12 protein-coding genes are annotated in these 18,547 nt (G+C 70.3%); 4 read left to right on the top strand and 8 right to left on the bottom strand.

The features are described 5' to 3' along the window. Positions 1 to 82 precede the first annotated feature (82 nt). Together ACZ6S0_RS23415 and ACZ6S0_RS23410 are read left to right on the top strand one after the other, a co-directional pair. Entirely contained in the window at positions 83 to 1,507 is a 1,425-nt protein-coding gene (locus tag ACZ6S0_RS23415; RefSeq protein WP_465921239.1) for a serine hydrolase domain-containing protein, read from the top strand. Positions 1,508 to 1,530: 23 nt separating this feature from the next. Then, complete coding sequence (locus ACZ6S0_RS23410) at positions 1,531 to 2,259, top strand: MerR family transcriptional regulator (protein ID WP_465921236.1); 729 nt, start codon at positions 1,531 to 1,533, stop codon at positions 2,257 to 2,259. Positions 2,260 to 2,364: 105 nt separating this feature from the next. Here the strand turns inward: ACZ6S0_RS23410 and ACZ6S0_RS23405 are convergent, their stop codons facing one another. The 8 genes from ACZ6S0_RS23405 to ACZ6S0_RS23370 form a co-directional block, all read right to left on the bottom strand. Next, positions 2,365 to 8,211, bottom strand: a complete 5,847-nt coding sequence (locus tag ACZ6S0_RS23405) for a hypothetical protein (RefSeq protein ID WP_465921233.1) — start codon at positions 8,209 to 8,211, stop codon at positions 2,365 to 2,367. Between the two features lie 31 nt (positions 8,212 to 8,242). Continuing rightward, positions 8,243 to 8,560: a trypco2 family protein gene (locus ACZ6S0_RS23400; RefSeq protein WP_465921230.1), complete on the bottom strand. Its 318-nt coding sequence runs from the start codon at positions 8,558 to 8,560 to the stop codon at positions 8,243 to 8,245. A gap of 132 nt (positions 8,561 to 8,692) precedes the next feature. Beyond that, positions 8,693 to 11,206, bottom strand: coding sequence for an ATP-binding protein (locus ACZ6S0_RS23395; protein WP_465921226.1), 2,514 nt, complete (start codon positions 11,204 to 11,206; stop codon positions 8,693 to 8,695). Between the two features lie 104 nt (positions 11,207 to 11,310). Next, the gene (locus ACZ6S0_RS23390) at positions 11,311 to 12,678 is read right to left on the bottom strand and encodes an MDR family MFS transporter (protein ID WP_465921224.1); all 1,368 of its coding nucleotides are present in this window, start codon (positions 12,676 to 12,678) and stop codon (positions 11,311 to 11,313) included. Positions 12,679 to 12,896: 218 nt separating this feature from the next. Beyond that, a complete protein-coding gene (locus tag ACZ6S0_RS23385; protein WP_465921221.1) occupies positions 12,897 to 13,121 on the bottom strand; it encodes a hypothetical protein in 225 nt (74 codons plus the stop codon). Positions 13,122 to 13,154: 33 nt separating this feature from the next. Beyond that, the gene (locus ACZ6S0_RS23380) at positions 13,155 to 13,358 is read right to left on the bottom strand and encodes a hypothetical protein (protein WP_465921218.1); all 204 of its coding nucleotides are present in this window, start codon (positions 13,356 to 13,358) and stop codon (positions 13,155 to 13,157) included. Continuing rightward, positions 13,348 to 13,677, bottom strand: coding sequence for an AraC family ligand binding domain-containing protein (locus ACZ6S0_RS23375; RefSeq protein WP_465921215.1), 330 nt, complete (start codon positions 13,675 to 13,677; stop codon positions 13,348 to 13,350). Before ACZ6S0_RS23375 ends, ACZ6S0_RS23380 begins: the two co-directional genes overlap by 11 nt. Before the next feature lie 45 nt (positions 13,678 to 13,722). Beyond that, positions 13,723 to 13,932, bottom strand: a complete 210-nt coding sequence (locus tag ACZ6S0_RS23370) for a hypothetical protein (RefSeq protein ID WP_465921213.1) — start codon at positions 13,930 to 13,932, stop codon at positions 13,723 to 13,725. Between the two features lie 73 nt (positions 13,933 to 14,005). Between ACZ6S0_RS23370 and ACZ6S0_RS23365 the strand changes: the two genes are divergently transcribed. Next, positions 14,006 to 15,844 (top strand): HSP90 family protein, encoded by a 1,839-nt coding sequence (locus tag ACZ6S0_RS23365; RefSeq protein WP_465921211.1) that lies wholly within the window; start codon positions 14,006 to 14,008, stop codon positions 15,842 to 15,844. Further along, on the top strand, positions 15,841 to 18,456 hold the full coding sequence (locus tag ACZ6S0_RS23360) for a hypothetical protein (RefSeq protein ID WP_465921209.1): 2,616 nt from the start codon (positions 15,841 to 15,843) through the stop codon (positions 18,454 to 18,456). The genes ACZ6S0_RS23365 and ACZ6S0_RS23360 overlap by 4 nt, the downstream gene beginning before the upstream one ends. Positions 18,457 to 18,547: the final 91 nt, after the last annotated feature.

The raw sequence follows: 18,547 nt of genomic DNA, 5'->3' as shown, positions 1-18,547 counted from the left end.
GAGGCGTGGTGGTATTCGTTGATCGTGCGTTGCGTGAGTGGGCTTGACCTTGCCCCAGGGTCAAGGTCGGACGATGCTCTGCATGACCGACAACGCACTGCACGCCATCGAAGCCCACCTCCGCGAGCAGGCCGCCGCCCACTGCGAGTCCAGCGACATCCCCGGATTCGTCGCCGGCGTCTATCACGCCGGCGAGCAGATCATCGTCGCCCACGGCACCGCGAACATCGCCACCGGCGCACCGATGCTCCACGACACCGGGTTCCTCTTCGGCTCCGTCACCAAGGTCCTGACCACCACCCTGGTCCTCCAGCAAGCCGACCGCGGGCTGCTGGACCTCGACACCCCGGTGGCGAAGCACCTCCCGGAATTCGGGCTCACCGCACCGGGCGCGGCGGACAGGATCCTGGTCAGGCACCTGATCTCACACACCAACGGCATCGACGCGGATCTGTACTTCCCCGACGACAAGGGCCGCGACGCCCTGAAGACCTACGTCAGCGGCCTCGCGAGCAACTGCGGCACCCTGTTCGAACCCGGCGAGCAGCTCAGCTACTCCAACGGCGGCATGATCGTCGCGGGCCGCCTGCTGGAAGTGGTGACCGGCCTGCCCTTTCCCGACCTGCTCCAGCGCGACATCTACGCACCCGTGGGCATGAAGAACTCCAGCACCTCAGCAGAACAGGCCATCCTGCGCAGCACGGCCGTCGGCCACTTCCTCGACCCCGAGACCATGGCGGCCAGGCCCACCGGCCTGTTCATGCTGCCCGACACCTGGGGACCGGCCGGCAGCACGCCGATCGGCACTATCGCCGACCTGCTCGCCTTCGGACGCACCCACCTCGCCGGCGGTGTGTCGCCGTCCGGCGCACGCGTCCTGTCTGCCGCGTCGACCGCGCTGATGCAGCAGGTCTCGCACGACATGGCGACCCCGAACGTCCCGCCGATGGGCCTGGGCTGGGTGCGATACCCGTTCGGCGACACGACCGTCCTGGCCATGTCCGGCGCGTCGCCCGGCGGCGTGTCCATCCTGTGCGTCGTCCCCGAACACGACCTGGTCTTCACCGCCTTCGGCAACAACCCAGGGGCGATCATGCTGCAGGACCAGATGCTGCAGTGGCTCCTGAGCGCGCATCTCGGCGTCCAGATCCCCACCCTGGTCACCGAAGCGGAGCAGGACGTCGACCTCGCCCCCTACGTGGGCACCTACCGCTCCAACCAGCTCCGCATCGACGTCACCATCGTCGACGGCCAACTCGAGGAGCGGACGACCTACGAACCGGCGGACGAATCGCAGGAGCGGATCTTCACCGAGTTCGCCGGCGGCACGACCTCCGCCCCGCCGCAGCGCTACGTGCCGATCCGGCCGGGCCTCTTCGCGCCCGCCGGCTACCCGATGGAGGCGTTCGACGGATACCTGCGACTGCTCCTCGTCTCCTTCCACGACGTCCGCGACGGCCGGGCGCGCTTCCGCAACGGCGGCGGCCGTCTGACCCGCCGGGTCTGACTGCTCCATGCCGAGGTGACAGGATGTCCAGCATGCTCACGATCGGCCGGCTCGCGGACTACGCCGGAGTGACCATCAAGGCCATCCGCCACTATCACGAGCGCGGCCTGCTCACCGAACCCGCCCGCGACGCCTCCGGCTACCGGCGCTACACCGCCGAAGACGCCATCACCCTCGTCAAGATCAGAACCCTGACCCATGCGGGCGTGCCACTGGCCCGCATCAGGGACCTTCTCGACGCCGACCCGGAGACTCTCACGGCGGCCATCGCCGAGATCGATCACGACCTCGAGGACCGCATCGCGCAGTTGGCACGAACCCGCGACCAACTCGCCCAGCTACGCGGCGGCGACCGGCTCTTCGTCTCCCCCGAGGTCGCCGACTATCTCGACGACCTGCGCGACCTCGGCGTCAGCGAGCGCGCGATCCAGGTGGAGCGCGACGGCTGGATCCTCATGCAGACGGCCTCGCCCGAGGACACCTCCCTGTGGATCTCCGAGAAACGTGAGCTCATGACCGATCCTGAGTTCCGCGCCCTCTACCTGGACTATGACGCCGCCTACGACTGGTCGCCGAACGATCCCCGCCTCCTCGACCTCGCGGACCGTACCAAGAACTGGTTCACCAACCGCCACAGCCGATCCGAGTCCAGCCCCGTCCACAACCCCGCCATCGCCCGACTGGCCGAGCGATCCCAGCCCGGAGCCTCATCCCCAGCCTGGGACCGCCTCGCCCGACTCACGAACGGCTAGTCTCGATCATGTGTGACTGCTCTGATCCCCGGTAGTCTGATCTCGGCCTGACCGGCCGAGCGCGACGCGTCCCGCTTCACTCCCCGCATACATGCGGCCCGCGCGTCAGGGTTCTTCGGACGCCTCGACGCCGAGTTCGGCTCTGAGTCCCAGGGCTCTCTCGCGTTGATTCGCGCGCAGGTCGTCGCGGGCCAGGAGCAGGTCGCAGAGCACGGCCACAGGAGGGGTTCCCCGGTGCTCGGTCCCCCAGGTCAGTGCCAAGGTCGCGGCGCGTCGCGCATGACCCGTGCCCAGGTCCTCCTGGTGGAGCAGCGCGCCCAGCACCTGGTGGGCCGCGTGGCTTCCGATGTGCTCGTCGAGCCAGTCCAGGCTGTGCGCGACCAGCGATCTGCCACGTTCTTGATCGAGGTCGGAGCGCGCCAGACAGGCGGAGAGCAGGGAGCCGGCCGAGTGCTCCAGGCGGTGTTGGGCGAGCCAGCCGTCCGCATACTGCCATACCCGGACGATCTGGTCGTCGACCAGGTCGTCGCGGCTCAGCAGCGCCCGGACGACGTCGGGCGCGGCGGCCTCCCCGGCTTGCCCGCCCAGCCAGGCCAGCGCCGCGCCGCAGGTCTCGCGGAGCTGGTCGGCGGGCAGCGCGGAGCACCTCAGGCAGGAGATCAGCACGGTGCTCGCGGGAGGCCGGGCCTCGTAAGCCCGCACCCAGGCCAGAGCGTGCCTGACGACCTGCCCGCGCTGCGCGGCGCTCAGCCTCGCGCGCCGCAGCAGGCTGTTGAGCAGGTGGTGCGACTGGGGACGGAGCCCATACAGTTCCAGCCAGTCGAGCGCCTGGCGGACGGTGATCGCCTCGTCCTCCGGTGAGCGCTCCTGACGGCCGACGAGCGGGGTCAGGACGAAGGTGGCGTCGAACTCGCCGGCGTGGACGTCCAGCCAGACGACCGCGTGCCGGATCGCCGCCGTCGATGCCTCGGCGGAGGTCCGGTCCAGGAGATGCTGGAGCAGGACGGCGCTCCTCGCATCGGCCGGGTACGCGTCCAGCCAGTCGAGCGCGAACCTGGTCACCGAGTCGTGCTCGTCCGTGAGCGGCCTGAGGAACCTGAAGACCGCCGAGCAGACCGTCACGGCCTCCGGCCTGCGGCTGTGCTCGCCAAGCCAGCGCAGGGAGAGGCTGATCAGCTTCGGCCTGTGGTCCTGGAGTTCGCGCACGCCCAGCAGGCTCGCGATCGCGCCGCCGGCCTCGGCGAGATGAGCTGTCGGCTCGATGCCGCCGAGCGCGAAGTCCGGCAGGGAAGTGGTGCCGCACCCGTCCGGTCCGGGCAGTTCCCAGTCGAAGGCGGGTCGCAGGCCGGGAAGGAACCGGCTGTCCAAGGCCGCGCCCACCACCCTGGCGAACAGGTCCGGCGGAAGGTCCGCCCGCACGAGCAGCCGCTGCAGCACGTAACGCGGGTCAGGACGTTCCACGCTCGGGTTCCGCAACTGCCCTTTCCTGTTGAGATCCTCCAGCCTGTCCACCATCAGCGAGGACCACTCCAGAATCCGATCGGTCAGGAGCCGTACCTGACCCTCGTCGAGGTGGTCGAGCTCCGCCAGCGGCCGCAGGACGTAAGAGGCCCGCTTCTGCGTCCCGTGTTCCGCCAGCCAGGCGAAGGCGTACCGCGCCGATTCCTGCTGTTCGCGCGGGGTGAGCCCGGGGTGGTCGACGCAGTGCCGCAGCACCTGCAACGCGCCGAATCCCGCGTGGTGCCGCGCGAGCCACCGCAGGGCGAGACTCAGCAACCGGCGTCCCTGCTCCGCGAAGCGTTCCTGGTGGTCGAGGAGGACGGGGAGGATGTGGTGGCTCCCGAAGTCCTCCGAGTACTCCTCCAGCCAGGTCAGCGCGAAGCCCAGCGCGCGTTCCACCGCCGCGTCGTCGATGTGCGGGGCGCGCAGCAGGCGGGACATCAGCGCGCCGATGACGCCCCCGGCCTCATGGCCGGCGTGGTTGGCGTCCAGCCAGGCGAACGCCTGCTCGTCGAGAGCCCATCCCGGCTCGTCCGGCTCACTCTCCCCCTCGGACTTCGCCCCGCCGACGCGGCCGAGGAGCACGATGTCCTTCTCGCGCCAGTGCAGGGCACGCAGGAGCACGTCGGCCATGAGCCGTGGCGGCAGTTCCGGCCGGCCCAGCAGCGCGCCCAGAAGCGTCGGGTTGAGCCCGGACCGCCTTCTGAACCAGGGGGACATCCACTCGATCGCGAGCGCCGCCGCGTCGCCCAACTGCGCCCTGGTGAGTTCGGCGCGCCGGAGCAGACCGGTGATCACCAGAGCCGGGCCGTCGTGGACCGCCTTGGCCTGGCCGGCGTCGTTCCAGTGGTGCAGCCACGAGAAGGCGAAGTCGATGACCCGCCGCGCCTCGGGAGTACGCAGGTCATTCCACCTCAGGATGCCCCGGAGGACGAAGTCGGACCGCTGGTGCTCCGCGTGCAGTTCGAGCCAGTCGAGGATGGCCGGGACGATCTGCGCCGTCTGTTTCTCGGTGAGGTTCGGGACGCCGACCAGAAAGCAGGCTTCGTTCAGGCTGAGCCGGATGGGAGCAGGCAGTGGCACGGAGCCGTCGTCCTGCGGTCTCCGGGTGCGGTGCCGGGCGGCGAGAATGGCGTCGATGAGGGCGGAGTTGTGCTCCGCCCTGCCCGGTTCGCGTGGGGGGCAGTTCTTCAGAAGCTTGAGGACTCCCGCGTAGAAGGTCTCGCCGGGCGGGCGCTCGGTCTCGCGAAGCCACTCGGCCGCTCGATCGAGCGCCTCGCCCACCTGCTCGTCCGAGAGCCGGCCTCGACGCATCAGCTCCCCGAGCACCGAACCGTACCAGCGGTCGTTCCTATGGGTGCTGAGCCACGCGAGGGCGTGGGCGGAGATGCGCTGCCCCTGCTCCGGCCCGCAGTGCCAGAAGCCGAGCATCGAGCTCAGCAAGAGGGCGGACATTCGCTCGACCCCGTGGGAATCCATCCAGTCCGCGGCGTGGCGAGCGATCTGGTCCGGCTGCGTCGAGCTGAACTCCATCCGGTCGACGACCCGGGGGTTCTCCTCGGAAGGCTTGCGACGGCCCCGTCCGGCCAGCGCGTGGATGACCTCCTTGGCATCGGGACCGGACTGGGCCTCCAGCCAGATCAGCGCGTGGGCGACGGCGCGCCGGGCCTGTTCCCGGCTGATGTCCTTCTCCTTGAGCCGGACCACCTCCTTGACCAGGTGGAGGCTCTCCAGGTGGGTGTTGTGGGAGTCGAGCCAGTCCAGCACGGCGTCGGTCGCCGACAGTCCGTCCCTCAGCTCGAACAGGACATCCGCCAGTTGGTAGGCGGCGTTGGACTGGCCGTGCGCCGCGAACCAGTTCAGTGCGTGCGACACGGCCGGATAAAAGTGCTGGGCCCCGATGCCCTGGGCCGCCAGCAGCGCCCTGAGGACGAAGTGCGCATCGGCACGCGTGTCGTGGTGGCGGAGCCAGGCCAGGGCCCGCTCGACGGACTGGACGCGAAGCCGCTCGCCCGGTGCCCCCCGCTCCAGCAGCGGGCGAAGCACGAAGCTGCCCAGGGGCTTCTCCCCGTGCCTGTCCAGCCAGCGCAGGGCGGCGGCGACCACCTTCGCGGCTTCCCCGTCCGGCAGCGCGGTGCTTCTCAGCAGTGGGTCGAGCACCCGGGAGGCGGTCGACCAGATGGCGTTCTCCGACAGCCACTCCAGGGCCTGAGCCCGGCACGACTCCTCTCCCGCGGCCCCGGGTTCGAGACGGCGCAACAGCACGCCGAGCAGTTTCGGCGCGTCCAGGTGGCCGGGGAACCGCCGCAACCAGTCCAGCGCCGACTCGACCAGCGGCAGGGGTACGGGCCCCTTGGGGCACTGGTGCAGGAGGTTCGTGAGGACGAGGGATGCCCGCTGCCCCGTCTCCGCCGCCTGGAGGCAGGGGCCGGCGACGACCGGCCAGTTTCGCGTCAGCGCGGCGTGCCAGGGCGGCCCGGCGACCATGGCCAGCAGTCCCCGCTCAGCCTCCTGGGTGTCGCCGCCGTCCCCCAGGAGCACGCCTGCCTCCCGCGCGTGCTGATCCAGCCACAGGCCGCAGAGCCGCTCCAGCAGCGGCCGCAGCGCGCTCTCCGGATAGCCGGCGGACATCAGCCGCAGCCGGTGCGCGAAGCGGGCGAACGTGGCCGTGTCCGTGAGCGCGACGTCCAGCAGCGCGGCCGACCGTGCTCCGTGCAAGGTCTCGCCGGATGGCGTGACGAGGCAGTAGCGCAGCAGTTCCTCGGTGACCAGATCGTGCACGCTGTGCAGGCGTTCCTCCCGCTCCTCCAGCCAGCCCCGGTTGACCAGCGTGTCCACCACGGACGCGGCGTCCAACCCGCTTCCGGGGAACCCGGCGAGCAGCCGGCCGAGGGCGGACTCGACCAGGGGACGCGGCTGCGGGCAGGCGGCCAGGGCCGCCGCCGCGGCGAGCGGGTACGGCCCGCGCCCGGCCGTGACGCCCGGTTCCGGGAACAGTCCGTCCGCGCGCAGGTGCGTCAGCAGCCAGTTCGACAGCTCGCCTCCCGGCAGCCGGGACCTGCGCGGCACCGCGGGCTCTCCCGCGCCCCGCCGCCTGACCTCGGCGGCGATCAGTACGGCGAGGCCGGGCCGCAGCCCGCACAGTCCGGCCAGCTCCTCCGCGCTCCATCCGGACGCCTTGCCCGGCGGAGGTGCGATGCCACCGAGGATCTCCTGCTGTACGCGGCGCAGGTAAGGCTCGGTGTCGGGCACGGCCGCGTGCCCGAAGAGCTGGGCCACGCAACGTTCGCGGAGCGTGGCGAACGCGGTGGGACCGGCCGAGGCGAGGACGGCGACAAGGGGCAGCCGGTGGTCCGTTCCCTCCCGCAGGGCGCCCGGGTCGAAAGAGATGTCCGGCCGGACGTCGTCGAGGACGATGAGGACCTTGCCGCGACCGGAGCGCACGGCCAGGTCGACGGCCCGCTCGACGGCCGGGTCGGTGGCCGGCCGCTGGTGCAGCACCTGCCAGCCGTCTCGCTGGGCCAGCGCGGCGGTCTCCAGGCAGATGCGGCTCTTACCCGCCCCAGCCGCACCGGTGAGGAGCACGCCGGGGGTCTCGAACTCCAGCCGGGCGAGCAGGTTCTCGGGGCGGGCCGGGTGATGTTGTTCCGGTCTGGCGAAAGGGATCCGCTCCGTGCGGAGAGGGCTGCCCGAGTTCGCCAGCTCCGCGACGACGTCGTCGTGCGGCACGAGTTCCCGAAGGTCGGAGGAAGGGGTTTCCCCGGTGTGCTCCAGCGGTCGGATGCCCCGCGGCTCCAGCAGGCTCCGCAGCGGTGGGTCCTCCTCCAGGTGAGCGACGCTGACAGCCCGCAGTGAGGGGGACAGGTGACCGGTGCAGACGCCGACGACCACGCCCTTCCCTTCGACGAGGACGGCGGCGCCGGAGACCCCTGCCCAAGGTCTCCTCTCCGGGGTGATGCCCCGCGCCATGTCGATGAGGACACTGATCTCGGCCTGGCCGGAGTCGACGGTCAGCTCCAGCCGGTACGGATCAGCGAAGGAGCCGAGCACGATCGTGCCGAAGAAGTGCCGCCGGCCCGAGAGGCGGTTCTCGACGCCGTACTTGGGAAAGCCGATCACGTCATAGCGGACCTGGTCGGCGTTCTTCCGCAGTTTCGTGATCCGGGCATTCCACAGATCCGGCCGCGCTGCGCTTTCCAGCACCGCCAGCGCGATGTCGTACGTTCCGTCGTCGTCAGGTGCGTAGCGCGAGTGTCGCTGGAACCTGCTGATCCGCAACAGCCGGCCGGTGTCCGTCAGCCGGACGAGGCCACGGTCGCCGTCGCGTGCGTCATTGAAGAGGTGCGCACAGGTCAGGACCAGATCCGGCGCGATCAAATAGCCGGAGCCGTGGAACGTCCCGTCATCTCCGAGGATCTCGACGGCTCGGTCGAGTATCGTGTCGCTGGCCAAGGATGCCGACGCTCCTTTCGATGCGGCGCTGTCAGCGGCTGCCGTGAGTGAGCGGGCCCGCCGGCCTCCGGCCCGCCCCGGTCCGCACGTAGTCGCCGTCCGCGGTCTCGGCTGCCAGCTCCAGCGTGAGCGTGTGGGTGGACACGGTCTGCCTGGACAGCTTGCCGTCTCCCGAGAACAGCCAGATCTTGACGGCCGCGCCCCCCTCGCGTCCGGCCGTCACGGCGACCTGGGCCTCAAGGTTGATTCTCTCGATCCGGAACCGGACCGCTTCGCCCTCGCTCTCCTCGATGGACCTGGACAGCTCCTGGCGAAGGGCCTTGAGTGCGTCGGCGAGTTGGATCTCCATGCGCTCCCTCACTGTTCGGGCCGCGGCGGGTGACGCCGCGGGTCCATCGAGTGTCCGGGGCGGGGACGTCCGAGGCCAGAGCACTTCGCGTGGAAGGCGGATTCGCTGCGGAAAGTGCGGAACCGGTGACGACTACCGGTACGCGACCAGGGTGTCCAGGGCCTGCGTCAGCCCCAGGCGCTCGCCGTCGGCGTACTCCTGCTGGAAGACCTTCTCGCCGAGAATCCGCCGAATCTGGCCGATGCTGCGGTCGCGGCTGTGCACCAGGTGCGAGAAGCCCCACAACTGGGGGGCTCCGGCCGGCTGCCAGATGCTGTGCGCGGCGCCGAGCAGCAGCGCCGCCGGCCGGGGCTCTCCGCGCTGTGCCAGGACCCTGGCGAGCGTCTCGCTCACCGTGGCCGCTCCCAGTCGGTCACCGAGCCGCCGCTTGAGCTCCAGGCTGCGCGCCAGCAGGGCGACGGCCTCCTCAAGCTGGTTGATCTCGGCGTACTCCATGGCCAGCGTCCAGAACAGATAGGAGCGATGCCAGATCTCGCCGCAGGACTCCGACAGCTCCAGCGCCTGCTGGAAGAAGCCGGCAGCCTCCTCACGGCGACCGCGCATCGACGCGGCCAGCCCGAGCTGCGCCAGCGCCTGCTGGCGTGTCAGCATGCCGTCGCGGTGACCGTCGGCGCGCAGCGCCGCCCACGACTGCTCGGCCGCCCTCTCGGTGTCACCGACGAACAGTGCGGAGAGCCCGCGTAGCTGGTGAACGGCGGCGCGGATGCCGTGCCAACCCCCGCCCTCGCGCCGGATGACCGGCTCGACGCGCCTGAGCAGGACTTCGGCGCCGTCACGGTCACCGTGCACGAGCAGCACGAACGCGGCGCTCCACAGCGCCCGGCACCAGGCGGGGGCCAGGTCGTCATCGGGTGGCCCAGGGTGGAGGCCGGCCATCCGGCGCATCCAGTGGACGCCCTCCCCGACCTTCCCGCGTGCGATCCAGTACAACCACAGCGCGTAGGCGCCCTCGAAGAGGGTGCCGGACGCCGGGCCGCCCTCGGCCAGCGCGTACGTGAACGCCTGCCGGATGTTGGCGTGCTCCTCCGCGAGCCGCACGAGCCAGGACTGCTGCCGCGGCGTGGCGTACGCCTGCTCCGCGTGCCGGGCGAGGCCGAGGTAGTGGACGTGATGGCGGCGTCGCGCCTCGGGCTCCCGCCCTGAGGAGGCCAGCCGCTCCTGCCCGTAGAGCCGGACCGTCTCCAGCATGTGCAGCCGGGTCCGTCCGCCGGATTCGGCCCGCCGCAGGAGCGACTTGTCGACGAGCCCCGAGAGCGCCTCGAACGCGGCGTGCGGGCCGAGCCGCTCGTCGGCGCACGCCGTTTCGGCGTCGGCGAGGGACACGCTCCCCGCCCAGACCGACAGCCACTCCCACATGAGCTGCTCGTCCGCCGAGCACAGCTCGTAACTCCAGTCGAACACCCCACGCAGCGTCCTGTGCCGCGGGGGCGCCGTACGCTCCCCGCTCGCCGGCCCGAGCAGGTGGAAACGCCGGTCGAGCCGGTCGAGCAGGTCGTCGGGAGAGAGCGTGCGCAGGCGGCGGGCGGCCAGTTCCAGCGCCAGCGGCAGCCCGTCCAGCAGGCGGCACACCCGGACCACCGTGGCCCGGTTTCCCGCGGTCACGCGAAACCCCGGTCGCACCGCCCGTGCGCGGTCGGCGAAGAGGTCCACGGCCACCGAGTCCGTGCCGGTGTCGCCCGGGAGCGGGAACGGGCCGACCTCCAGCACGTGCTCACCGGCCACGTTCAGCGGCTGCCGGCTCGTCGCCAGGATGCGCAGAGTGGGTACGGCCCGCAGCAGCGCCCTGGCCAGGGCGGCGGTCACGTCGAGCAGGTGCTCGCAGTTGTCCAGCACCAGGAGCACCCGCTGACCGGCGAGCGCCTTGGCGATGGCCTCCAGCGGTCGCTGATCCGCGTTGAGCTGGACACCGATGACGGTGGCGACGGCGTGGTCGACCATGGCCCGCTCGGTGAGCCCGGCCAGCTCGACCAGCCACACCCCGGCGGGGAACCAGCCTGCGCTCTCTTCCGCCATCCTGAGCGCGAGACTGGTCTTGCCGACGCCACCGACCCCGGTCAGGGTCACCAGGCGGGCCGTCATGACCAACCGGGCGCCCTCTGCCAGCTCCCGTTCCCGGCCCATGAAGCCGGCCAGCGCCGACGGCAGGTTGCCCGGCGGCGTGGGTGGCTCCGCGGCGGGCCGGTCGGCCCGGAGGTCGTGACCGGGCACCCTGCTTGGTTCCGTTCGGTCATCGGAGAGGGAGATCTCGCGCCAGCGAACCGCCCAGGTGTGGAGGAGCGCCGACAGGTGCCAGCCATGCGCGGTCTCGGCCGCCCGCTGGGGCTGCGCTTCCGCGAAGGCGGCGCAGGCACGGACGAACGCCTCGACGACTTCCCAAGACGGCCGGACACGTCCGGAGGCGGCGTTGCGGAGTGAGGTCTCGGAGTACGGCGTGCCCAACCGGCCGGACTCGCGGGCCAGCGCCTCGTAGCTGGGATCACCGGCCTGGTCGCGCAGGTCGCGCAGCGCCTGGGCGAAGCGCCCGAGGAGACTGCCGGGGTCGGGGACGGGAGAGGACCGACGCCCAGGACGAGCCAACCGACCCATGCCGCCTCCGCCATGACGGTTTTCTGGACAGAGGGTCAATTGTATTCGAGTTCGTCCCGGCGGATCCCGCGGTGCTCCCAGGGGAGGGTGCCCTACTCCGCAGGCTACGACCTGTGCGCCCGGGCCGGCAGGAGCAGGGCGGTGACGACCACAGCCACGGACAGCACCGCGCCGATGACGAAGGCCAGCCGCATGCCGTCGAGGTTGGCGAGCATCTCGGTGACTCCCGCGGACTTCAGAGCCTCAGCCCGCGCGCTCATCACGGTGATCACGAGCGCGGTGCCGAAGGCCGCGGAGACCTGTTGCAGCGTGCTCAGGATCGAGCTGGCGTGGGAGTAGAGCGACGGTGGGACCGCTCCGAGCCCGAGGGTGAACACCGGGGTGAAGGTCGCGGCCAGGCTCACCATCAGCAGCGTGTGCAGACCGAGGAGCTGCCAGAACGGCATCGTCGTCGTGACCTGGGTGAAGCCGGTGAGCGCGAGCGCGATCCCGAACGCGCCGGGGATGACCAGAACCCGGCCGCCGAACCGGTCGAACAGGCGGCCGACTGTCGGACCGAGCAACCCCATCGCGAGACCGCCCGGCATCACGAGCAGCCCGGTCTCCAGGGCGGTGAGTCCGCGGACGTTCTGCAGGTACAGCGGCAGCAGGATCATCGAGCCGAGCATCGCCATGAAGGCCACCGACATCAGGATCAGCGCGACCGTGTAGGTGCGGTGCAGCAGGGTGCGCAGGTCCAACAGCGGCACGCCGCGCTTCTGCAACGACAACTGGCGGACGACGAAGACGGCGATGGCGAACAGGCCCGCCGCCACGATCGCGGCGGCGACGCGGGCGTCACCGCCCTCGAACCGGCTGAGCCCGTAGACCAGGCCGCCGAAGCCCGCGGCCGCGCTCACCACGCTCAACCAGTCGACCGTGCTGAGCCGGGGCTCTCCGACGTTCTTGAGCTGCTTCAGGCCGCGCCAGGTGATCACGGCCGCGATGGGGAGCACCACGGCGAACAGCAGCCGCCAGGGCCCGAACTGGAGGATCACGCCAGAGACCGTCGGGCCCATCGCGGGCGCGACCGAGATGGCCAGGGAGACGTTGCCCATCACCCGGCCCCGGTCCGCCTCGGGCACCACCTGCATCAACGTGGTCATCAGCAGCGGCATCATCACGGCCGTCCCGGACGCCTGGACGATGCGGGCGCCCAGCAGCACCTCGAACGAGGGCGCGACGGCGGCCAACGCGGTGCCGAGCAGGAACAGACCCATCGCGGTGGTGTACGCGTGGCGGGTGGACACCCGCTGCAGGAACCATCCGGTGATCGGGATGACGGCGGCCATGGTCAGCATGAAGGCGGTCGAGAGCCACTGCGCGGTCTGCTCAGTGATGTGCAACGAGTCCATCAGCGCCGGGATCGCGTTGATCATGATCGTCTCGTTGAGAATGACCACGAACGTGGCGAGCACCAGCAGCCGGATCACGGCCGGGGTGCGACCTGAAACGGCGGTCGCGGATCTTACAGGTGAGTCGAGCTGGGGGCCGGGCACGGTACCTCGATCAGAGTTGTCGGACATGACGTGGTCATGGCTGGGGTCACAGCCTTGGATCTCGCAAGACGGCGTGGTCATGCACAGACTGACCTGCACCACCGACAAAACTCATCGACCGCGCCCAGCATTCCGGCAGGTGATGCGAAATGTCACCTGGTTTTCACCGGCGTTTTCACCGGCGGCAGATCGCCAGATCGCGCGAAGGAGCACCCGTATCGCTCGATGGCCTGGATGGACACCACCCGCCCTGAGTGCTGGGCCTGAACACGGCTCCCGCGCGGGTTGCGCAGCTCGCGCAGATCCACCCGGACGCCGCGGAGGTCCCTGTCGCCGGCGTTCATGTGCGCCGCCCCTGCGATGTCGTCCAGCGACAACCGGGCCGCGTAAACCGGAGTGAATCACCTTCATCATGGCCTGGATCCGCAGCGCGGTGCCGTGGTGGAGAACGGACGGCTCCGTCCCGTCGCGAGCAGGATGTAGGGCGCCCGGCTCAGCACGACGAGGATCCTGATCAGCTCGACCGTCCGCTCCGGGGCGGCGAGCCGGTCGAGCCCCGCGAGCGGGGGGACCACGTCAGGGAAGTGGATGCCGCGCAGCGAGTCATCGAGCATCCGCCGTACGTTTCCGAACTCCGGTGAGTCGAAGAACTCCGGGGCCGAGAAAATCCCGGGTGAAATGGACGACGATCGGCTCGCCTTCGGGCGTCGACACGTACGTGTGCGGCAAATCGGGGCCGAACAGGGAAAGGTCTCCGGGCCGGTATTCCTCGGCCGAGTTCCCGGCCATGCGGGTGCCGTGTCCGTCGAGGATGCAGGTCAGCTCGTAATCGTGATGGAAATGCCAGTACGCCTCCAGCCGAGGCTCCTCGAACCGCGGGTAGCGCCAGTTCACCGGGAATTCCGGCTCAAGGTGCTCATGGACGATGCGCATGGACCATGGCCCTTCTTTTCCGCAGCCCGGTCCGGTGCTCACCACTCAGCGTAGCCACCACGCCGGCTCTCCGGCCGTGGCGCCGGGGCCCGGCCTCCCGCCGTCCGGCCCGGCTGCCATGCCGCGGGGGCTGTTGAGCGTACCCTCGACCAGGTCGGGCCTGCTCAGGACGCCGCCGCGCCGGGCGTTCGGCCGGCCCTCCCTCTTGCCGGCGGCGGGAAACGGGATGATGTGCCGCGGCGCTGCGACAGGCACGGTCCACTGGTGTTCGCGCTCGCAGCCGAAATTGATCAGTCCATTGTCATAGCTTGACGCTACGATCTTCCGCATGCTGGACGAGACGTCGGGAAATGCCCACTCCTTTCAGGTTGACCTGCGAGGACTTGTTGATCTCCTGTCCCACCACCTCTATTCCAGTCCTCGCGTCTACGTGAGAGAGCTGCTGCAGAACGCGGTCGACGCGGTGACAGCGCGGCAACGGCTGGACCCGACGGCGTCCACCGCCATCCGGATCACTTCGAACGAGACGGGGCTGCGGATCGACGATCCGGGTATCGGCTTGACGGAGGCGGACGTCCATCGGTTCCTCGCGACCATCGGCCGGTCGTCGAAGAGCGATGACCTGGAAGGGGCTCGCCGCGAGTTCCTCGGCCAGTTCGGCATCGGCCTCCTGGCCTGCTTCACCGTCGCCGAGCGGATCCAGGTGATCAGCCGTTCTGCCGCCGACCCGGATGCGCCGGGCATCGAGTGGCTGGCCACGTCCGACGGGACGTACTCGGTCCGGCGGCTCGCGCCGCATGAGCGCGACGTTCCAGGAACGACCGTTCGCCTGACGCCACGAGCGGGAGCCCAACGGTGGTTCGCCCCGGACGTGGTCACCGACCTGGTCCGCGACTTCGGTTCGCTGCTGCCGTACGAGGTGACGGTCGACACGAATGGGCGGACGATCCGCACCACGGACAGCCCGCCGGTGTGGGACCGCCTGTACGACTCGGCCGCCGCACGCCGGGCCGCGCTGATCGAGTACGGCGAGCACGCGCTCGGCTTCACCGCGCTCGACGTCGTCGAACTCGACGTGGAGCTGGCCGGGATCAGGGGCGCGGCCTACGTGTTGCCGCAGCCGGCGAATCCGGCCGACAGCGGCCGCCACCGCGTCTACCTGAAGGGCATGCTGCTCAACGACGCGGCCACCGGCCTGCTCCCCGAATGGGCGTTCTTCGTCCGCTGCGTGATCGACACGGACACGCTGCGCCCGACCGCGTCGCGTGAAGGTCTGTACGAGGACGAGACGCTGATCGCGGTCCGCGAGGCGCTGGGTGTCCGGCTGCGCGACTGGCTCACCGGGCTGGCCGCACAGGAGCCGCGGCGCCTGGCCGCGTTCCTCGCCGTGCACAGCCTCGGGGTGAAGGCGATGGCCAGGCACGACGTCGAGCTGTTCCGGATCATGATGCCGTATCTCACGTTGGAGACGACCGACGGTCAAGTGACGTTGGCCGAGGTCGCCAGGAAGCACCCCGTGGTTCGGATCACGCCCACGGTCGAGGAGTTCCGGCAGATCGCGACGATCGCGTCGGCCCACGGCGTGGGGGTCGTCAACGGGGGTTACACCTACGACAGCGAGCTGGTCGCGCTGCTCCCTGACGTCATGCCCGGGGTGGTGGTCGAGGAGCTCCGTGCGGACGTGGTCACCGCCGCGCTCGACCCGGTCGACAGCGCGACTGAGCTGGCCATGGCCGGGTTCATGGCGATGGCGCGCGCCACGCTTGACCCGCTGGGCTGCGATGTGATCCTTCGTGCGTTCTTTCCCGCGTCGGTGTCCGCTCTGCATCTGGACTCCCGCGCGGCCCGCAACGAACGAACCCGCGCGGAGGTCGCCGCCGACGCGGACGCCCTGTGGACCGAGATCCTGGGCGCGCTCAAGTCCACTGAGCCCCGCGCGCAGCTCGTACTCAACCACCGCAGCCCGGTGGTCCGCCGGCTCGCGACGATCAGCGATCGCGCCCTGCTCGTCACCGCCGTCGAGGCGCTGTACGGCCAGGCGCTGCTGATGACGCACCGGCCGCTGCGGTCGGTCGACACCGCGCTGCTCAACCGCGCCTTCGACGAGCTGCTCGGCTGGGCCTCCCAGAACGTGACCGAATCCACTGAAGAGGACGGCAAAGCATGAACGTCGCCGAGATCCGCGACGCCCTGGGCCAGACCTACGCGCTGCCGCCCGGACGCCAGAAGGCCGAACGCCTGGAACTGCTCGCCACCGCGGCCAAGGCGGTCGAGGACCGGTCGCTGGAAGCCGAGGTGCTCCTCACCCTCATCTATGCCTACGAGAAGAGCGCCGAACGTGACCGCACGCCGGTCGCGTTCGGACGGCTCCTGCAGATTCACGACGACTTCCCGGCCGAGGTGGGCACGTTCAGCCATCGCATCCACTGGCAGCTCAAGTGGATGAGCTACACCCTCATCTGCAACCCGGCCGTGCCGCTGGCGACCACCCGCCGCTGGCTCGACGAGCTGCAGAACCGCTATCGGCAGCGCGGATACAGCCCGCGCCCGGTGCTCTTCCTGCGTTCGCTGCTGGCGCAGGATCTCGGCGACGACGAGACGGCAGCGGCGGCGATGGAGTCGGCGATCTCCACTCCCCGCGACGAGATGGCCGACTGCGACGCCTGCGAACGCGACAACTGGGGCACGTGGCGCGCCATGGCGGGTGATGACGCGGGGGCGTTGGACTACTGGGCGCCGGTGATCGACGGCGAGCTGTCCTGTGCGGAGGAGCCGCACAGGGTCCTGGCCCAGGCACTGCTTCCCCTGCTGCGCACCGGACGAACCGAGGACGCTCGCAGCGCCTTCCTCAGGGGATACTCGCTGGTCCGCCACGATGTCAACCTGCGCGAGCCGGTCGGCCACCACCTCGAGTTCTGCGCCCTGACCGGCAACGAGGCGCGCGGCCTGGAGATCCTGAACGAGCACGCGTCCTGGATCACGCAGCAGCACGAGGACGTCGGGCAGCGGGTCGGCTTCGTGAGCGGTGTCGTCGTACTGCTCCGCCGCCTGACCATGCTGGGCCACGGCGGCATCCGGATCGGCGACCTGACCGTTGAGACGGCTCTCGCCAGTTTGGAACAGGAGATCAGCGAGCTGTGCGCCCGCTATGACGCGCGCAACGGCAGCAGCGTCTTCAGCGAGCGCGTCGCCAAGCGCCTCGCCCAGGAGCCGTTGGCGGATCGGCTGCCGCTCGGCGTCCCGGCGACGCTGCCGCAGCCGGCCGGTCGTGCCGTACCGGTCCCTCCGAAGGGCACCGATTCGAGCCTCGACGACCTGGTCGCAGAGGCGCGGCGCCTGTCCGAGACTCGTCATCCCCACGCCGACAGAGCGTGGGAACGAGTCGCGGCCGGCGAGCTGCCGCTGCCCGAGATCGTGGTCGCGGAGGTCGAGTACGCCAGAGCGCTCTCCCTGCTGGACTCGGACCCCGGCGCGGCCCACGACGCGCTGCTGGCTGTCGCCGAGAGCTTCGACCGGCACGCCGACCTCGCCAAGGCTCTGGGGGCCCGCGCCGCCGCGGCCCTGGCACGCTTCCGTACCGGAGATCAGACCGGAGGCGAAGCATTGGCGGGAAGCGTCACGGCGCAGGCGGAAAGCGCGCACACGGCCGGAAAGCTCACCTCGGGCGAATACCTGACCGTGCGAAGAGCCGGTCCCCTCATCGCGATGGCGGCGCTGGGGCAGCGGGAGAACCCGGCCGAGGCCGAGCTCGAGGCCACCCATGCGCTGCTGGAGGCCGAACTCGCCGTGGCGGTGGAGCTCGCGGTGACCGAGCGCATGGCCATGTATCACGACATGCTGGCCCGGATCTCCTTCCCGCTCGGCGACGCGGACGGCGCGCGGGCCCATCTGCAGGCCGCCGTGACGGGTTATCTCGAAGCCGGGCAGCCGTGGCGCGCCGCGAGTCCCGCCTCCCTGCTCGGCGAGCTCGCCCTCGGGAGCGACGATCCGGAGGCGGCCGAAGAGTTCGCGTCGAAGGCGATCGGCTACGGCGCCGATCTCGTCCCCCACGATCAGACCGCCCAGCTCAGCTCCCTGCTCGTCGAGGCCATCTCGAGACAGCCCGGCCGTGAACGCGACCTGGTGGGCGCGGCGCTGACCGCGGCCGCCCGCTGGGATGGCCTGTCCGAACCCGACACCCTGCACAACACGTTCACGGCGGCGCGCGCCTATCACCATCTCGAGAGGCATGCCGAAGCGGTGGCACTGTTCGAGGACGTGATCCCGAGGGTGGAGATCCCTTACGACGCACCGGTCATCGCGATGACCCGGGCACAGTACGGCGCATCCCTGCGCGAGCTTGACCGCCACCGCGAGGCCGCCGAGCAGTTTCTCAAAGGTGCGGAGCTGGTCCAGAACGATCCGGACCAACGAGCCATGCATGCCGAACTGGCCTGGTCCGCCGCCGAAGCACTGCAGTATTCCGGACAGACCGCGGAAGCACTGGCCGCCTACCAGCGGGCGGCCGCGCTCTGGACCGAACTAGGCGGGCTCACCCCGCGCGTACGCTGCCTTCGGTCGGCAGCCTGGTTGCTGCACTACATGGGCGAGCCTGATTCCGAGGAGCACCCGGATGCGGAACGGCCCGGCGTCGCCGAGATGCGTGCGGTCCTCGCCGAACTGGCAGGGCTGGCCGAGCACAGCCCGTCCGAGGAGGTCCTGGCGGAGCTCGCAGAGACGCAGAAGCAGCTCGAGCAGATGATCACGGACGGCTTCGACGAGCACGACGACGTCGACTAGATGATTGATGCCAAGGCATAGCTGCGGAGATAGGGCGAGGGTGCCCATGCTCGATGTGTGACGAAAGAGTTAGACACCCTCGCAACTGCAC

This window comes from Nonomuraea sp. NPDC051298 (genome assembly GCF_055586305.1).
This window is presented reverse-complemented; position numbering and strand designations above follow the sequence as displayed.

Bases quoted from the DNA above. Each gene is read 5' to 3' on its own strand.
- ACZ6S0_RS23410 (WP_465921236.1), top strand. From the start codon at position 1,531: ATGTCCAGCATGCTCACGATCGGCCGGCTCGCGGACTACGCCGGAGTG.
- ACZ6S0_RS23395 (WP_465921226.1), bottom strand. From the start codon at position 11,206: ATGGGTCGGTTGGCTCGTCCTGGGCGTCGGTCCTCTCCCGTCCCCGAC.
- ACZ6S0_RS23375 (WP_465921215.1), bottom strand. From the start codon at position 13,677: ATGCGCATCGTCCATGAGCACCTTGAGCCGGAATTCCCGGTGAACTGG.
- ACZ6S0_RS23360 (WP_465921209.1), top strand. From the start codon at position 15,841: ATGAACGTCGCCGAGATCCGCGACGCCCTGGGCCAGACCTACGCGCTG.
- ACZ6S0_RS23400 (WP_465921230.1), bottom strand. From the start codon at position 8,560: ATGGAGATCCAACTCGCCGACGCACTCAAGGCCCTTCGCCAGGAGCTG.
- ACZ6S0_RS23380 (WP_465921218.1), bottom strand. From the start codon at position 13,358: ATGCTCGATGACTCGCTGCGCGGCATCCACTTCCCTGACGTGGTCCCC.
- ACZ6S0_RS23365 (WP_465921211.1), top strand. From the start codon at position 14,006: ATGCTGGACGAGACGTCGGGAAATGCCCACTCCTTTCAGGTTGACCTG.
- ACZ6S0_RS23415 (WP_465921239.1), top strand. From the start codon at position 83: ATGACCGACAACGCACTGCACGCCATCGAAGCCCACCTCCGCGAGCAG.